The 16,419-nt window shown below is 47.2% G+C and carries 12 protein-coding genes and 4 pseudogenes; 1 reads left to right on the forward strand and 15 read right to left on the reverse strand.

Features of this window, described 5'->3' with window-relative positions:
- Window positions 1-6: 6 nt before the first annotated feature.
- The 5 genes from tinR to tcfA form a co-directional block, all read right to left on the reverse strand.
- Window positions 7-462 carry an Lrp/AsnC family transcriptional regulator TinR gene (gene tinR / locus J4685_RS20045; RefSeq protein WP_000219488.1) on the reverse strand — a complete coding sequence of 152 codons (456 nt, stop codon included), beginning with the start codon at window positions 460-462 and terminating at the stop codon, window positions 7-9.
- A 132-nt stretch (window positions 463-594) separates the two neighbouring features.
- Complete coding sequence (tcfD, locus tag J4685_RS20050; RefSeq protein WP_000066478.1) at window positions 595-1,674, reverse strand: fimbrial protein TcfD; 1,080 nt, start codon at window positions 1,672-1,674, stop codon at window positions 595-597.
- A 22-nt stretch (window positions 1,675-1,696) separates the two neighbouring features.
- Window positions 1,697-4,384 (reverse strand): fimbrial outer membrane usher protein TcfC, encoded by a 2,688-nt coding sequence (tcfC, locus tag J4685_RS20055; protein WP_016504900.1) that lies wholly within the window; start codon window positions 4,382-4,384, stop codon window positions 1,697-1,699.
- A gap of 108 nt (window positions 4,385-4,492) precedes the next feature.
- Window positions 4,493-5,068: a fimbrial protein TcfB gene (tcfB, locus tag J4685_RS20060; protein WP_000287807.1), complete on the reverse strand. Its 576-nt coding sequence runs from the start codon at window positions 5,066-5,068 to the stop codon at window positions 4,493-4,495.
- A gap of 50 nt (window positions 5,069-5,118) precedes the next feature.
- On the reverse strand, window positions 5,119-5,829 hold the full coding sequence (gene tcfA / locus J4685_RS20065; RefSeq protein WP_001009500.1) for a fimbrial chaperone TcfA: 711 nt from the start codon (window positions 5,827-5,829) through the stop codon (window positions 5,119-5,121).
- A 1,034-nt stretch (window positions 5,830-6,863) separates the two neighbouring features.
- Here tcfA and J4685_RS20070 point away from each other — a divergent pair.
- A pseudogene (locus J4685_RS20070) lies at window positions 6,864-7,421 on the forward strand (ATP-binding protein).
- A gap of 64 nt (window positions 7,422-7,485) precedes the next feature.
- On the opposite strand, the pseudogene J4685_RS20075 reads toward J4685_RS20070, so the two are convergent.
- From J4685_RS20075 to J4685_RS20120, 10 genes and pseudogenes are all read right to left on the reverse strand, one after another.
- Window positions 7,486-7,647 (reverse strand): annotated as a pseudogene (locus J4685_RS20075) (transposase); the annotation flags it as partial.
- Window positions 7,648-7,727: 80 nt separating this feature from the next.
- Window positions 7,728-7,847, reverse strand: a pseudogene (locus J4685_RS20080) (hypothetical protein); the annotation flags it as partial.
- 119 nt (window positions 7,848-7,966) lie between these two features.
- Window positions 7,967-8,914, reverse strand: a complete 948-nt coding sequence (locus J4685_RS20085) for a LysR family transcriptional regulator (protein ID WP_000970302.1) — start codon at window positions 8,912-8,914, stop codon at window positions 7,967-7,969.
- A 496-nt stretch (window positions 8,915-9,410) separates the two neighbouring features.
- Window positions 9,411-9,648, reverse strand: a pseudogene (locus J4685_RS20090) (PerC family transcriptional regulator); the annotation flags it as partial.
- Window positions 9,649-9,730: 82 nt separating this feature from the next.
- Complete coding sequence (locus J4685_RS20095; protein ID WP_000119381.1) at window positions 9,731-10,552, reverse strand: polysaccharide deacetylase family protein; 822 nt, start codon at window positions 10,550-10,552, stop codon at window positions 9,731-9,733.
- 437 nt (window positions 10,553-10,989) lie between these two features.
- On the reverse strand, window positions 10,990-11,430 hold the full coding sequence (gene afaD, locus J4685_RS20100; RefSeq protein WP_000266928.1) for an AfaD family invasin: 441 nt from the start codon (window positions 11,428-11,430) through the stop codon (window positions 10,990-10,992).
- Between the two features lie 21 nt (window positions 11,431-11,451).
- The gene (locus J4685_RS20105; protein ID WP_000669628.1) at window positions 11,452-13,962 is read right to left on the reverse strand and encodes a fimbrial biogenesis outer membrane usher protein; all 2,511 of its coding nucleotides are present in this window, start codon (window positions 13,960-13,962) and stop codon (window positions 11,452-11,454) included.
- 23 nt (window positions 13,963-13,985) lie between these two features.
- The gene (gene safB / locus J4685_RS20110) at window positions 13,986-14,726 is read right to left on the reverse strand and encodes a pili assembly chaperone SafB (protein ID WP_000691921.1); all 741 of its coding nucleotides are present in this window, start codon (window positions 14,724-14,726) and stop codon (window positions 13,986-13,988) included.
- Window positions 14,727-14,955: 229 nt separating this feature from the next.
- A complete protein-coding gene (locus tag J4685_RS20115) occupies window positions 14,956-15,297 on the reverse strand; it encodes a hypothetical protein (protein WP_228370094.1) in 342 nt (113 codons plus the stop codon).
- A 129-nt stretch (window positions 15,298-15,426) separates the two neighbouring features.
- Window positions 15,427-15,921: a hypothetical protein gene (locus tag J4685_RS20120; protein ID WP_000789626.1), complete on the reverse strand. Its 495-nt coding sequence runs from the start codon at window positions 15,919-15,921 to the stop codon at window positions 15,427-15,429.
- Window positions 15,922-16,419: the final 498 nt, after the last annotated feature.

Raw genomic sequence — 16,419 nt, forward strand, 5'->3', positions numbered from 1 at the left:
ACACTTTCACACTGGCAGTTCGTTTGTTTCCTTTATTTGCTCAAGAACAAAGCTCGATGCAGATCCACTAATTGAAGAATTAGTTAATATTATTTTCTCATAAAAACTATAGTAATCGTTCATATCTGTAAATACTGTATGCATTAAATAATTAAATGTTCCAGAAATTCGATAAAAGGCAATAACCTCAGGCATTGACTTTATTTTCTCAGAAATACTAGCGTATTGCTCCTCAGATATGTTAATCATAATAAAGACATTAAGTGAAAGACCTAGTTTTTCTTTATCCAATAAAGCGAACTGACCAATGATCCCCCCCCTGTCTTTAAGTTTTTTTAAACGTTTGAAACATGGTGTGGGCGTAAGTCCCACTTTATATGCAAGTTGCCATAAAGTTTGTGCACAATCTTTTTGGATTTCTTTCAATAATTCTTTATCTTTATCATCTAAATACACAGTCATAGGAAAGCAGAACCTCACGCATTGATTTTCATAAGTGAATAGATTCTCTTTATTAAATAAAACAAGTATATAAAGAGAACTCTGATTTAAAAAACCATATAAGAAAGATATCAATAAAATAAATAATTACTGTCAGGGGGTTTGTGTTCCCATCAGCATTGTCACTGTCAGCGTTCCCTGATACTCACCAGAACGCTTCTCTCTGATGTTAAAGGGTTGTGTTGTCAGGGTAAGGGGCACTGGCACACAACGTACCGCCTGCCGTTGCCCGGGAAGTACCACCGGACGCGTTGCTGCTTTATCCACGTTATCCAGACTGAACTCCACGCCACGGGTGACAGGAATACTTCGTCCCCCATAATTCATACTGACCGCATAATCAATCGTATCAGCAGAATCGCTCTTTATAACCTGAAATCCCGTACCTGACTTATTGCTTCCTTCTATCTTCATCTGTAATGAACGGGCTTTCACACCTCCGTCATACAGACACATATCCAGATTAGCCCTGCCCGACATTTGTGAGGCATTCATCCGGTGAAGATTCAGGTCCACCCGGGGCGTTGCTGTACCAAATTGCGGAAAGTAAATAGCCGCATTTTCAGCAAAGTGGTCTGTTACATTCAGCGTGATATCTGTAGTTGATGTGCCTAAAGGATCGTCTCCGCCCCATTGTAAATAATCCAGGACTAACGTTGCTTTCCATGTTCCGCTTGTAGGTATCTTCGCAAGCTCTTCTGAAGGTATCCTAAGTTTCAGCGACCTACCCCATTGACATGCAGCAGCGTTCATGTTGATGACACCAGTATAACAGGCATCACGAACACTGCCGAGCAGTATGAGCGTGATTTCAGCATGGCTGATTTGTTCTCTGAAACGCAGACGAATTTTTGAATAAGCTCCAAAAGCATACCACCATACCAAATGTGTTTCTTCACACGCCCCCTCATTTTCATTCCTGTTTGAACGACATACCCATCCCCCCAACACATTTGCTACACTCCATTCTTGGGACCAGACAGGAGTGATGACCGGTACATTGTTCTTGTCGTAATTCAGGTCGACGGTAATCGCATCGGCGACTTGTGGCAGTGTAGCGCCAGCCATCAGCAGGATGGCAATTATCCTTGCTGGATAAACATATTTTCGGATGAAATTAATAATTGCTGACCAATGGGCTGTCATACTCGTCCACTTCATTTTATTACTCATAGTTAACGCCTTTATCTCTACGTCAGGCTTCCTGAACGGAATGGCGCAGCAAACCTGCCACGTTCAGCAAACGGATGACCCGCGGCGATATTTGCAACGCCTGTGGCAGGGCATCCACGTCACTTAATTCACACCGCACATCACCCACTACCTGCATAACATCCCGACGTTTATGTACTGACATCGGACAACGCAGGATCCTGTTTTTAGACAGCAGCCACAGGCTGGATTCTTTATGCTCGCTCTGCAGGCTAAATCGCCCGGAAGGTCCCAACGACAAAAATGGATAGTTCAGTGGCTGTGCGTCCAGCAGCGGTCTGCCATCCTTGTCCAGTACGCGGCCAACGTACAGTCGGCTCATACTGGCGCTGATGTTGTGAACCAGCAGATGCCCGGGTGTCAGGAAGTAACACCTGCTTCCCCCTCCCGCTTTTACGCCTGCCATACCCTGTGAACTAACCCCTGCATCCTCAATGGTCACCTCCGTGGCGTTATAGCCTTCCATCAGCAACAGCGACTGCTGACCAAAACCGAGACTGAACGGCTGGCTGCTGCCACGAACGCTGACTACTTTCCCGCTACTGCCCTCGTCCCCCTCTGACTCCACGTTCACCGCCATGCCAGAGGCCGGTTCACCGTCCTGACCACCTCCCCAGAACAGTCCATTACGGGATAACGCCAGAGACGAGCTGTAGCCAGCGGTGAGTGAACTGGCGCTGCCCGCATTACGTTGATGGGAGTTACTGATAGTGGCGCTCAGTTCACCCATACGGCCGCTCATGCGTCCGCCGAGACTCCCGCTCCAGCTGTCGTCGTTATAACCGGAGAAACCCACCGACAGTTCACGATACAGATCCTGCTGCCAGGATCTCACATGGTTCACATTCCAGGACGTCTGTGTTTTTTGATTCCGGCTACTGTGAATATCGGTCCCGGCTGAGGTATACCCATTACTGCCAGTCATTGTCGGTGGTTGAGAGGCATATGACACACTGACACTCATAAACAAGCCATCATCATTCACTCCGTCATTTCGGGTTCGCCATACTCCCCCATGGGTATTAATATTCATGCCAGCCATATTAAGGCTGTACGTTGCACTAGCCTGAGCAGATTCGCGGTGAGAGGCAGGGATGTATGCCTGTCGCCAGAACACATTTTCTTTGTCACTGTTATCATCATATCCCCGGTAAACCGGCCGACCTTCTGTCCTGCTGGTACTGTATCCCAGTAGGGCATACCAGTTCCCCACCGGAACCGACAGGGAGGCGTTCATCGAAGTCTGGCAGGTCATACTGGCATGCACTGACTGTGGATGACGACCACTACAGGCATCACTTTCCGTATGGTTACGCCACAGACTCGCGGAAAATCCGTCGTTGTATGTCACCTGCTCAGTGTTACCGCTCGTGCTGTCTGTCCCATGCAGTATCCCGGCAGAAAGGTCCAGCGTGCCATCCAGCACTGCATGCTGTGAATTCAGTCGGGTTTCACTGTACCAGGCCTCATGTGCCAGAGAGATACCTTCGGTCAGACTGATATTTTTCCGCAGCCCAGTTTGGAATCCGGCAGCCATGACAGTCTCACCGTCATAATGGCTGGCTTTATCCCCGGTATCTTCCAGCCCGCCCTGAATAAACCACTGGGTCTGTGCACTGAAGCGATTGCCCCCCTTACTGAAGGGCTGGGTCTCCGTTCGCCGCAGAATCCCATCCTCATACACCCGCAACGCCAGAGGATAGCTTCCCGGTGGAAGAGAATGAGTATCCAGGGTATGCATTCCCGGGGTCAGGAACTGACTCCCCAGCAACTCGCTGCCACGATAAATATCAATACGGGCATTTCGGGTAACCTGAACCATAACCGGAGTGGCATTCTGGTCCACCTCATGGTTAACATAAGCTTGGGTGGTCCCGGTTCGTAATCCATCAAACCGGCTCAGGGGAAGCAGACTGAACCCAAAATCCCCCCCCGTGGCGCTGGACAGATTCCGCTGATCCATCCGACCAGCCTGGAGATAATACTGATTGCCGAGATCCTGACGGACAAACAGATTGTCAAACCAGGCCTGACTGTTATTGTAATGTTCTGACTGATTCCAGATAGCCGCCCAGTTGCCTCCCAGATAACGACCGTCACCAAGCCCCAGGGCACCGCTACCATTCAGTGTCATATTACGACTGTGGAGATCATCACTCAGATACAGCGTCTGGCGGTGAATAAATGCGCTGACACCCTCCGGGGTCGGAGTCAGCCAGCGTTTATCACGTCGTTCTTCATCCGGCAACCAGTCCCGGTTAAGAAACAAAGATAACTGAGCGTTGTTCTCATCAAAAATAACCGCAACATCCTCTTTATCTGTTGCCACGTAACCACACTCGCTGCTGTCTTTTGCTTCTGAGACACCACAGACCAGATTGCTGTTACGTAGCAACGGACGGCTGAGTGCAGCCAGCGCTTTTTGCCGTTCTGCGGCCGGCAACGCGGCAAGCCCACTGCTTTCAAGTACCATCAATGGGGACATGAACTGCACGGTGTCCGGTTTAACCACCACCGGAAATAATCCCAGTGAATGCCCTGGTAGCAACACTTCAATTTGCTCAGTCTGTCCTTCCAGCAGAGATTCAAATCCAGGAGGGGGAATAAGAGTTGCCTGGCTGGTAAAACTGCACAATCCCAGTAAATAATACATCCAGAAATAACGACTCACGTAAAGAGACCTGAATTGCAATGAATAATAAGATCAATACCGGATCCGGTTCAGGTACGAACGGTGACACCCCAAAACCGGATCAGATGAAGAGCTAATAACCGGTTATTAGCCGGCAGTGACAGCCTGTGAAATCACCAGACTGACCAATCCGCTGTATTCACCGGCAGGCAGGTTTTGTAAGGCTGCTCCAGCCTTCTGACCAATATCCAGGTTCAGCAGAGCTGAAGCATCGCCAGTTTTTCCGTCCGGGAACAGGGTTTTAGCTTCCAGTACAGAATTGGTGGTGGTCAGTGACCGTCCTCCCAGAGTCACTTCCATATCAATGGTTTTGGTGGGATCCAGGACGTTGATAAGTTGTGGAGCATTCAACAGTTTTACATTAACCGACTTGGTCTGATCGTTGCTGTAAAGGCGGGTCTGGAGTGATTTATGGACCAGGCCCTTACCCGGCATGAAATCCAGCTTCATAGTCGACGGGAGGGATGAACCATCGGCCTGCAGCAGTTCAAGTGTACTGTCAATATTGGCAGTGACGGTAATATCCTTCTGAACCGCAGAAACAGAAAAAGAATAAACGGTGGCCAATGCCACAGCTGCGGCAATAAAAGATGTTTTCATGTTCATAAAAAATAACCTTGCTTTGTTGTTTATTACAGTGATATATGCACACTCGGTATACATCCGCTCCCCCTGAGAATAAATGTAGGGTATAGCGTACGCTCCGTGTGTTTTTACTTTCCGGCTGCTGTTAAATCAGCAGAGATTACCGGTGAATTTGCACCCGTACGATATTCCACACGAAATGCATTACTTTTTATTCCGGCCGGAATATCAGCACTCCCGCCTGGATAAATACTTTTGTCTATATTCTGCCAGTGGCATGTGGTGTCGCAGTTGCCGGCCCGAATAAGAGAAAGCCGGGTATTTCCCGTATTCAGCAGGTGGTGACCGTTCGTTACCAGCGCAGGCCTGGGGTCTGACGGAGAAACACGCAGCAACCCCCCCCAGACAAGATTCACACTTACGGATGAATTTTGCTTTCCGCCTGCCTGTGGATCATCTTCCAGTTCAGGAACAGCCTCGAAGTATACTCGCCAGGCTTCCTCTCTTTCCGGTGCCTGAGTACTGATAACACGTATTGTTTTTTTTGTTCCCGGGGAAAGGGCAAATTTCTCCGGGGAGACAACAAGTCCTGTCTCTATATCATTCCCTGCTGGTACCTCCTTCTCCTGTGGCATACCCGGGTGTTCAATACGCATGATTCTTGTTCGAATATATTGCACATGATCTGATTTAGAATAGACGAACAGCGAGGTGGCCTCTTCGCGGCTACTATTAATTTCTGCCGCCATGGGATAAACGAGCATATTCGCCCTGGCATGACCACATGCAAACATAGCGACACAGAGAAACACCCCGGGAAGAGTATCTTTAAAATTCATACCAGATTTTACCGTATAAAAGTCATCTAAATTTTAGTATTAGCATAGACAGAAAGTTATCAGCATAAAGAAGCAAATTACGATTCAGTGTTAATACATTTTGTGTGGAGGGCATCATACGGAATAAAATTTTTCGCTCAATACCTCTGTTTTTTTCAGGAAAGAAAAAATTAGTAAATAAAAGTCCACGGATTTCATTCACCAAAAGCGAACGACAGATCTGTAAGAATCGCTGAACAATTAATAACGCCGCAGTAAAAATTTTGGAAATTCTTCATAAGAAAGTTGTTACTGTGTACCTGACTTACTCAGATAAATGGAACTGTATTCCCCCCCCTTCAAAGCAACAAATACGTAACATAACAACGTAGGAGACAGAGAATCTAAAGAAAGCCCTCCAGGAGGGAGATACAATTCAGACTACAAAACCAAATAAACCTTAAACAAAGCCACAAATAGACTGATCATCATGAGGTTTTACAAAACCAGGTAAAAAAAAGTAAGCAAAGTAATTAATTTAGAAAACTAAAGTTACAGTTAGATCAGATTTACTTGCTCAATATCTGTTAAAAATATGATATCAGCAAACAAAAACTTATATACATCATATGGTTACGCTTGATGTTTACACCTCTCCAGCAAAGTGTAATCAATATAATACACTATTTTTAGATTAAATATTAGTTAAATATTCCATAAACAACAATATAAAACAGAACAATTCACCATGAAAATACAATTCACCTTTTAAAACATAATGTTATAAAAAAACACCATTCAAATTGATGCCAGTCCCTTACCTGTCAATGTTGTTTACGGTTCCTTTCCCCCTTTTGTGCGAGTAAGCAACATGAATATACAAGTCTTAACGACCAATGCCTCTGTCAGCCCAAAATAAGTCGACATTCCTGTGCATGGCGCTGCAGCAGGAATAGAACGGCAGACATCAGCGCGGAATGGAATCCCGGCTGAAACAGGCTCGTCTGCCATGAGTCAAAACGCTGGAGCAGTTCGACTTCAGCTTCCAGCCAGGCATCGATCGTAAGGTCGTCCGGGAGTTGGCCGGTCTGGCGTTCGTGGAGCGCTGCGAGAATGTGATCCTGCTGGGGCCCCCGGAGTGGAGAAAACCCACCTAGCCGCTGCCCCCGGTGTGAAAGCGGCAGATGTGGGCCATCGGGTGTTGTTCATGCCGCAGGACAGGTTGGTAGACGCTGATGAAAGCGAAGCTGGAAAACCGCCTGGAGCGCCAGCTACAACAACTGAGCTATGCGCGGGGGCTGATCCTGGACGAAATAGGTTACCTGCCAATGACCAGTGAGGAAGCCAGTCTGTTCTTCCGACTGCTGAACCGACGGTATGAAAAAGCGAGCATTATCCTGACGTCAAACAAAGGCTTCGCAGACTGGGGAGAGATGTTCGGTGATAACGTGCTGGCAACAGCGATCCTGGATCGGCTACTGCATCACTCAACCACACTGAATATCAAAGGAGAAAGTTACCAACTGAAGGAAAAACGCAAAGTCGGGGCGCTGACCAAAAGCGCAACGCCAATCAGTGAAGATGAAATGGCGGAAAGCGGACAGCAGAAGTGATCAAACAGCGGATATTAAAAATAGCGAAAAACGACCATAAATCCTGGCGTTGACATCCTCAAGATTTAATATCAGAAGCTTCCATGCCGCCGTATCCAGACTTCCAGTTGTCCCTGGTGGCTTCAGAAATACCGGCCTCCCGGTAGACATCTTTAACAATCCGTCCGGATTCAACTGATCTAATCACAGCGATGATCTGGTGCGCAGTAATACGGGCTTTACGCACAGCGATCTCCTGCGTTGGCAGATTGATTATGCCGGATGATCTCTAAATGTGAATGGCTCGATTATGCGGGATACTTACAGTGCAACCTGGCGCCATTTTTCAGTACACTGCAACGTTTCTGGTATGGGCTTAACTTCCGGCTGCCCAAAAACAGCCCCGTCCTGTTTCCGGGTATTATCATTTCCGTCAGTCGGCATCATGTTTTGTATTGGGCATCGTCAAAAGACGACTGGCTGACCAGTCGCATATCTCGATGCCTCAATTCAGTCATCATCATGTGGGTTTAAGTCAGGAACGTATCAAAACCATTCCAAACGGGTTAATCATCATTCAGAAAATCAATTTGTGGGCGATTATTCCATTTATCTTCAATAAAAGACAGAAAGCGTTGAAATAAAGGAGAATAATACTGACGATGACGCCATACAAGATAAATGGGGAGATCTGGAACCCTCCATTCAGGAAGTATAATTTCAAGTTCATTATTTTTTAAGTATTTGGTGGCAAGCCAGGCCGGAGTCATGAGGTTGATACCCTTTCCTTCTAAAACCAAATTAAGAACACTCAAAAGATTATTGGAAGATAAATGAACATTAACAGCGCCACTAATAGTGTATGATTCATCTTGACGGAAAAGAGTAAGAGGTCCGGAAAGACCATGGTTGTGAAGACCCACAATAATGTGATTTTCCAAATCGCCAGGATGTGAGATCCTGCCATATTTTCTGATATATTTCGGACTCGCACAAAGAACCAACTTTAAAGGGCTTATCTTTCGATACACGAGATCCTCACTTTCGATTATGCCACTTTTAAAAACCAGCTCATCAAACTCCAGGGATTTACTAAAAAAATCGCTACGCTCTCGTGAATCCAGGTAGATTTTTGTATCCGGATAGCTAGCTGTAAATTCCCATATCCACTTATTGGCAAGAAACTCACAGACAATAGCCGGAGCCGAAAATTTTATACTCCCTCTGATAATTTTATCCGGATTTCGCAATTCATCCAGCAAGGACTGAAAGGAAGATGTTATCCTTTTCATGCTTGCATAGGCTGTCTGACCAGCTCCAGTCAGTTCTAAGTGATGTGAATCGCGCCGAAGTAAAGTAACCTCAATAGAATTCTCAAGGCGGCTAAGCGATTTACTGACAGCAGAAATGCTAATATCTAATTCCCGTGCAGCCCGGGAAAGATTCCCTACTTCCGCCACTTTAATAAATATCATCCAGTCTCGCATACCACGATTATTGATCAGTTCCATCATTATCTTCCGTTGATAAAAGAAATTCTTATATCAAATGAGCTATCAACGACTTACTGATGCGTCATTGTGTGCCTCAATGTCCTTGATATCATCTTAATAAAAAATCTATTGGCTGCAAAATAGCATCTGAATCGATCATGATTTTGCATCCATCTCCGGTTACTAATTGAACCTGTTTACCACTCAGTGTAAATACCCTATCTCAGAAGTGATCGTCAAGGTTGTCGCCGAACCAGATACCAATAATAAAGTGGTTCATTGTCATGCGCCCGTTCTGCAAAGGCATTCTCCTTTTCTGTGACGCAGTCTGGAGCGCATTAATTGCATCGTTCACCTAACAAAGTATCCCGTGGAAACAAGCAAAACATCGCCAGATTATTCTTACTTAAGTCCCCCCCACCCGGTTCGACATTATTTGTGAAAGTGGAGGAAACAGAACAGACGGTTTAAATAAGACGCTTACTCAAAACATAAACCTATGTGCAGGCTCCTCTCATTTCGTCACGTCGCTGATATCCAGCTTTACTGGCGCTAGGGGAAGATATCTGCGCAAGGCAATAATTCCGGCGCAACAACAACCACTCCCGCTGGGCCTCTGTACATTCAAAATCTCCCATGACCAAAAGCCAGCGGGTAGAAGCCCTGCGCCAGTGACCTGCTGCCTCCAGATTCTGCGCAACCGGGTCTATCACGGCCTCCGGTGTTATCTTATTTCTGCTCAAAATCAGCACCATCATTTGGGATATAGCCTACAACCCCTGCCCGCCGATGATGGGGGAGGATTCGGTATGCAGCACTTTCATCCTGGTCTCCGGCTCAGTCAGCTATCCGACGTGCCCCCTTATGCCGGGCCAGCAGCGAAGAAAATCCGGGCGTGGTGTGATAAAACAGACGACGTTTCAGCCAGCCCACATTCTTTCGCTCCTTTGTGTTGATACGACCAATACGCTGTGAACCGATGACTGGATTGTTCATACGCCTTTCTGTGGTATACAGGTATGTGAACCCCAGCTCTTCAGCCACATGAATATAGTCAGAACAATACCAGCCCTCAGGCCAGCACAGATGCTGACTGCAATAACCCAGCATCTCCCTCATCCGCTTACGACTAAGAAGAATATCGACACGAAGCAAATCCGACGGATTACGGGACACAGGTTTCTGGTCCCAGCGTCGGTGGGTGTGCGTGTGCGAGTGAAACTCAACAAGGCCACTGAGGTGCATCTCCCGGACCTCTGACCAGCGCAGCATGACCTCATCAGCCCGGCCTTGTTTAACCAGCATCTGACACTCATCATGAGAGTACACCGGTTCGCCTGCAGGAATACGGACCGATCCGTCACTGATCAAACTGGTCACAAGAAAGAGATGCGCATGCAGATTAAACTCCTGCAGCACCGGAAAAACCTGCAACCAGTTATCCAGCCAGCCGCCATCAAAGGTCAGCATGACGCTTTTACGAGGCAATCTTGCACCATGATAAAAAGCTTCCACCTCTGCTGCGGTAACGATTTTCCAGCCAGATTCAGCCAGCCATTTCATCTGCGCCCGGAACGTACGGGGAGATAAGGTTATCTGTCCGGGTTTATCACTGACATGGTGATACATTAATACCGGTAAATGTCGTGCATAAGACATATGCTTTATTCCTTTATGTAAAAAATAAATTATTTTTACGCCTGAGGGGACAAGAAAAAGCCCCCTAAACATAAAATCTTAAATATCACATATGAATACCTGACAGATAAACAAACCTTATACTAAGGGCTTATAAAGCCCCGCTCACAAAAGAGTGAATCAAACAAATCCACAAAACAGAAAATAATAAAGGCATCAGTGTACGTTAAATTATTTTACGAAACATAATATTCCTCTCCCTACAAAAAAAGATGAATTTCAGATTTTAAAATAAATCAGCAATTGATTTTTCTGCAATGAAGATTGCTAACCATATTTGCCTTGAGTAAATTTTCAATACATCCTCGAACCTGATATACAGTATTCGCCTTATTCACTGATACAGGAAGTATGAGTGGAACAGACGGCTACGTATCCTCCTGCGCCAATGCACAGGCCTAAAAATCCAGCGTCCAGGTGTCCGCAGGCACTTCCTGATTGCCATCAACGACCACACTGAAACTGGCGTTATCTGCAGCGGTTCTTAAAATGGCGCCACGACCACTCACCGTATCTGGTTGCCATCCCTCGCCCTCCAGGCGAACCTGAATGTGATGGCGAGGATCCTGTTGCCCGCTCAGCAACAATACGGCAGGCGTATTACCCGCCTTTTGCTCATCGCTCCATACCCGAAACCCGCTGTGACTGCCGTGATAAGTCACCCAGCCTTGCGCAAGCACCATCCCATCTGGCACGTGCCCAGCCCGAAAGTAAGCCCCTACACGTAGCGTTGTCTGAAGTTTTTCTGCGGCGTTCGCTATCGGCATCAAGCTACTGGCAGCGACCAGTAAGGTTACGCTATAGATAACCGTTTTCATTCGCTGTATTTTCATCCACATTGTTCTCTCCTTCAGAATCGGCTATCTGCAGAGACCGCTCATTTGATACAAGCCCGCGATTCCCTTGTGGGCAGGTAGCTGGTAGTTAACCCGACATTGCTGTGCTCCCCATTTCACCGTCAGTTCGCCCTTATCCGCCAGACCAGTGAGATAAACCTGGCTATCAGTATCCACCAGAGCAGCACTGCCATCCTGTCCATTGACTGTAACCTGCGCCCCGAAAGGAATGGCGCTACCATCTTCCCGTTTCAGCGTCATCAGTGCCCTGGCCCCGATGCGAGTGTGAAACTTCGCTTCCACCACCGCCCCTTCGGTTGGCACCACGCGCACATCGGTTTGTGTGACCTCTGCGTCATCCGGTAGTCGCGACGGATCGAGGCTGACTGTATTCTCCTGATAGACGTTCAGGTTGCCCACTGTGGTGTCGCCACGAAAATCCGTCTTAACGCCAGGCCAGCCGCCAACTGGCACCCCCGAGGCCCCTGGCGCTTCAACCAGCGCCACTGAGCCTTGCAAAGGTTGCCCCAGCGTCACACCATGATGGTGGATAACTATACCTCCCGCGATATTGACTCCCATCTGGCGCATCGCCCGGCTGTAGCTATAGTCACCACCTAACAGGCCGTAACCCCCATTCCATGCCAAGTGCAATGCGCTGTTATTACCACCACCTGGCGGGGCATCGGCACGGTAACTCTGACGCACCTCCCAATCCAGTTGCTGACTGAATGCCTCTCCGTTGCCCCCCACTTGTTGCATCTGACCACCGTGTGATGGTGAAGTCATCTGCCAACTGGCACTTACATTATTCCCCGTCCAGCGGCTTAATGACATACTGAACCACAGGCTGGTTATGTTCTCTTTACTGTGCGCGCCATTGCGCCACAACGTTCTGTTTTGATTCCAGTTCAATGACAGCGAGCCCCCTCCAATAGAGGTTCCCCAACTCAGTCCGTAGCTGTCATCATGACCGGGGCGATTACGCCAGTCGGTACGGGAACCGGTTAAACTCAGATTGCCCAAATGCCTCCCCCATGACTGACTCAACATCAGGATGGTACGCGAGCTCGGCTGCAAATTTTCCCGCCACGACCATAGACGGTTGCCATCATGTCGATAACTGTCGAGCACATCGGATAGGGTGTTATAGCCCTGCGAGGCATACTGCCATCTCGTCAGAGAAAAATTTGTTCCCGTCGCAGTCAGCTGGTTGCTGTAACGCAGTCGCCAGGAGGCTCCTTGCTGTACCGCTTCCCCCTGACGCTGACTGTGTGTGTCGCTTCCATCGACAGATAAACTCCCCCACCGCCCGAGAGATGCCCCCAAACCAAGCGATGCAGCTTGATAGTGCGTTGCACTCTGTATACCGCCATATGCAGTGAGATTCCACGGCAGACCATACATCAACGTAGCCTGCGCGATCTGCGCCTTATCCGTTGCAGAGTCTGACGATCGGTATCGGCCCGCCAACAGGCTGTACTTCAAATATCCCTGGTGCAGTGCTATCGCCGGGGTCTGATACGGCACCACAAACATTTGTGTACTGCCATCGGCCTCCCACACGGTGACATGCAGATCACCACTACTGTCTGTTACCGACAGATCCCGCAGTGCAAACGGTCCGGGCGCCACGGTGGTGTTGTAAATGGTGTAACCATTCTGTTTGACCTCCACCCGAGCCTGCGTGCGGGCAATCCCACGCACTACCGGAGCAAACTGCCGCTCACTGTAGGGCACCATGTTGTCATCCGATGCCAACATCACACCGGTAAATGGCACACTATCAAATATCTCCCCCTGCGAAGTCTTTTGCCCCAGAGTCAGACGACTTTTTAGTGAGTACAGTCCACGCTCAGCATAGGTATATGCTGCCTGCCACTTCCCCGACAGTTGACTACTCCGCTGCCAGCTGGTCGCATTGCGGACACGCCACGCACCTATATTGATTCCCGGTTGCAGTTGTACCCAGGAAGAGTTGTCACGCCTCTCCATATCCATTTTGTAATCCGTCTGCGTTGTCCTCGCACTGTAGTTCATCAGAAACGCCGGAATACCATCATCCCAGATATCTTCAGGAGCGATCCCCTTAAATTCCGGACGCAACGCCAACTGCGGAATACTCAGTTGCAGTTGCTGATTATTGATATCCAGTACCGCTTTAGCCTGTGGAATGGCGGTCAGATCCGCACACTCATCTGGGGGCTTTGCTGCTTTCCACAACTGAGGGTAATCTTCCGTTTTTACGCCGTAGCGTGAAAGCTGACTGACCGTCAAACAAGAAGCCAGAAAAGGCGTTCCTTGCCCATCCTTTTCTAATTTGAACACCACATCACGGGTGTCGACACGTTTACCATTCACCATTACGTCCACTCGATAAGTCCCTGGCTGTTGTACCCCCTGGTTAAAGAGCGACATATCAACCCCTTTCGCTGCATCGCCCAACATTGATGCATCGAATGTGTAAGCGTGCGCATTTGCGCAGTGAACCACTCCCGCGATAAACAGTAGCAAGGCAGGTTGTTTGAACTTCATATTCTGCCGCTAAGCCCCTGGATTTATTTAAGGACGTAGTGGAACGGATGACTTTCACCACCAAAGTCTGTAATAACGCTCCACTCGATATCACCATGGGCACTACCTGGCATATTTAGTGTTTTGTCAGCAAAAGGGGGGATATACTCAAGCCCTGTAATGGGCTTTCCCCCTACTGTGACGGAGGCTAAATTCATGTAAAACGGGGTGGGGTTCTCCACCTTAAGTTTGTTGCCCGTCTCCACCCATCTTAAATTTCCTGCAACATCTTCCGGCGTCCCCTTCACGGCATCCGGGCGGAAAATCAGCTTATCACAGACGTTAATGGACAAATTGAGGTCAAGGGTCGCGCCCTTAGCCTGTGTATCCGACGATTCATTTTCGGGTGGTACCGCCTTTACACAGACCCACTGTAAAGTCTCACGATCCGTTGGCATGTCACCACCAGTACGGACAATACGCAGTTGACTCTGCTGGTTCGCTTCTAAACGAAATAGAGGCGGCATCACCAAAAAGGGAGCAGGCGAACTTTTGTCTGCTGCTTTGACTGAAGACTGAACCAAAATAGGGTAATTCTGCGGGTTGCTCACCGAGAGCGTGGCTCCAGCTGTACCAGCGTGATAAATCACCCGTGTAGCCCCCAGCTTCACGCTGAATGATTTAGTGTTTAAACTTAATTTCTGCTCAGTGGCATACACTGGAGGAGTTATAGAATTAGAGACGAATAAAACAGCCGCCATTACACCAAAACTAATAATTTTCATATTACAAGTTATAAAAAAATGTATGACTTGATATTTATTGCGCCTTAATAAGGCGCAATAAAAGTTGTTTACTATTAAGCTTGATACTCCGCTATGTGTAGCGTCACTGGATAAGTATCAGCCTTTACCGTTTGTGATCCAGACAATTTCACAGCGACTTTATCTGTCATGTTATATACCCACCACTTATGCGAAGCACCATCCACTAATGAACCTTTATTGGCACAGGCTACCCCCCAAAGGTAACTTTAATGGTATTACCACTTTTACCAGTTACCGTCCACACATCGCTGTCGTTGCCCACTGTTTCAGGTTTAGAATAATCTCCCGTTACCACGTATTGTTTGCTCGAACCGCTTACCGAAAGCATAGCAATAGCCTCATCACCCTTATGAGGCCCTGCCACCAAGCCAGACACTGGAGTAAGCTGTGCTTGTAGTTGTCCAAGATTGCTGAAGTTTACATCCGCCGACACGCCAGTGCTTGTATTCGGCACGAGCGCGCCAGCATAACAACTAGCAGCCATAATGCTCAATGCGCTTGCGATAATTAAATCTTTTACGTTTTTCATCGGAAATCCACCTTTCCCCCCCCCAGCACATCAAGAATGAATAATGTCATACCAAAATTCACCGCACAGAAAAGCCTGTGGCTGGGAATGCTTTAAGCCTTAATAATACTTAATAGAAGTTGCTTACTATTAAGCTTGATATGCCGCTATGTTTACAGTCATTGGGAAGACATCAGCTGGGATATTCTGATCTCCAGCTAGTTTAACACCAAGTTTGTCGTTAATATCATATATGATCCACTGATGCCCATTGTAATTTATATTCCCCTTTGGTGAGGTTGTCTCACCATAGAAGTACACTTTGATTCCTTTGCCAGTATTTTTACCATATAAAGTCCATGTATCGCCATTCATGACATTCTTTGCCTTAAAATCCGCTGCGATCGCGAATTGTTTAGCAGCAACAGAACTAACTGCAATAGTCGCAATCTCCGTATTAGACTTAATCACCCCAGCCTTTAAGCCCGCCACTGGAGCAAATGTTACGCTCAACTGCTGGGGAGAGACAAAGCCAATATCCACTGAACTTTGTTGCTCTGAGCCCACCACGATTGAACCAGCATAACAACTAGCAGTTATCATGCTCAACACGCTTGCAATAATTAATTTTTTTATGTTTTTCATTGAAAAAATACCTCTTTAATCGCACATCCAGAATGTTATGATGTCATAATAAATTTTACCGTATGGGAAAATCCATGGCTGGTAATAACAACTTGTACTTATTGGTGTTTGTTGCCAATTCAAACAAGTAATGTCATAAAAATCTATATATTCTATATATCAGAGCACCTCTTAATCTGAAAAAAAATTGCGTTATTGCCAATATAACCAGCATTGATGTTAACATCGTATTGTCAGGGTGGAATAGAATGCCAGTCAAAAAGCAATTATACCTTCCATTTACATTCAAGTGATAACATTACAATGAAACCCACCACACTGGGTGTGGGAAACTTATCTTCGAAGAGAGGATAATTATCAGGCATCGTTGCAACATTGTTTATATTTAAACATACATCTCCTACATCTCCTACATCTCCTACATCTCCTACATCTCCTAACTCGGCGGTAAGATTATTAGTTAACTTTTCCTCGCAGGGAAGATCTTTAATGGAAAAT

The organism is Salmonella sp. 32100201201700099SM (assembly GCF_017572645.1).
Lineage (GTDB): Bacteria > Pseudomonadota > Gammaproteobacteria > Enterobacterales > Enterobacteriaceae > Salmonella > Salmonella enterica.

What these genes read in the sequence shown, in the direction of transcription:
- tinR (WP_000219488.1), bottom strand. Translation starts at nt 462, where the DNA reads ATGACTGTGTATTTAGATGATAAAGATAAAGAATTATTGAAAGAAATC.
- tcfD (WP_000066478.1), bottom strand. Translation starts at nt 1,674, where the DNA reads ATGAGTAATAAAATGAAGTGGACGAGTATGACAGCCCATTGGTCAGCA.
- tcfB (WP_000287807.1), bottom strand. Translation starts at nt 5,068, where the DNA reads ATGTATACCGAGTGTGCATATATCACTGTAATAAACAACAAAGCAAGG.
- tcfA (WP_001009500.1), bottom strand. Translation starts at nt 5,829, where the DNA reads ATGAATTTTAAAGATACTCTTCCCGGGGTGTTTCTCTGTGTCGCTATG.
- J4685_RS20085 (WP_000970302.1), bottom strand. Translation starts at nt 8,914, where the DNA reads ATGATGGAACTGATCAATAATCGTGGTATGCGAGACTGGATGATATTT.
- J4685_RS20095 (WP_000119381.1), bottom strand. Translation starts at nt 10,552, where the DNA reads ATGTCTTATGCACGACATTTACCGGTATTAATGTATCACCATGTCAGT.
- afaD (WP_000266928.1), bottom strand. Translation starts at nt 11,430, where the DNA reads ATGTGGATGAAAATACAGCGAATGAAAACGGTTATCTATAGCGTAACC.
- J4685_RS20105 (WP_000669628.1), bottom strand. Translation starts at nt 13,962, where the DNA reads ATGAAGTTCAAACAACCTGCCTTGCTACTGTTTATCGCGGGAGTGGTT.
- safB (WP_000691921.1), bottom strand. Translation starts at nt 14,726, where the DNA reads ATGAAAATTATTAGTTTTGGTGTAATGGCGGCTGTTTTATTCGTCTCT.
- J4685_RS20115 (WP_228370094.1), bottom strand. Translation starts at nt 15,297, where the DNA reads ATGAAAAACGTAAAAGATTTAATTATCGCAAGCGCATTGAGCATTATG.
- J4685_RS20120 (WP_000789626.1), bottom strand. Translation starts at nt 15,921, where the DNA reads ATGAAAAACATAAAAAAATTAATTATTGCAAGCGTGTTGAGCATGATA.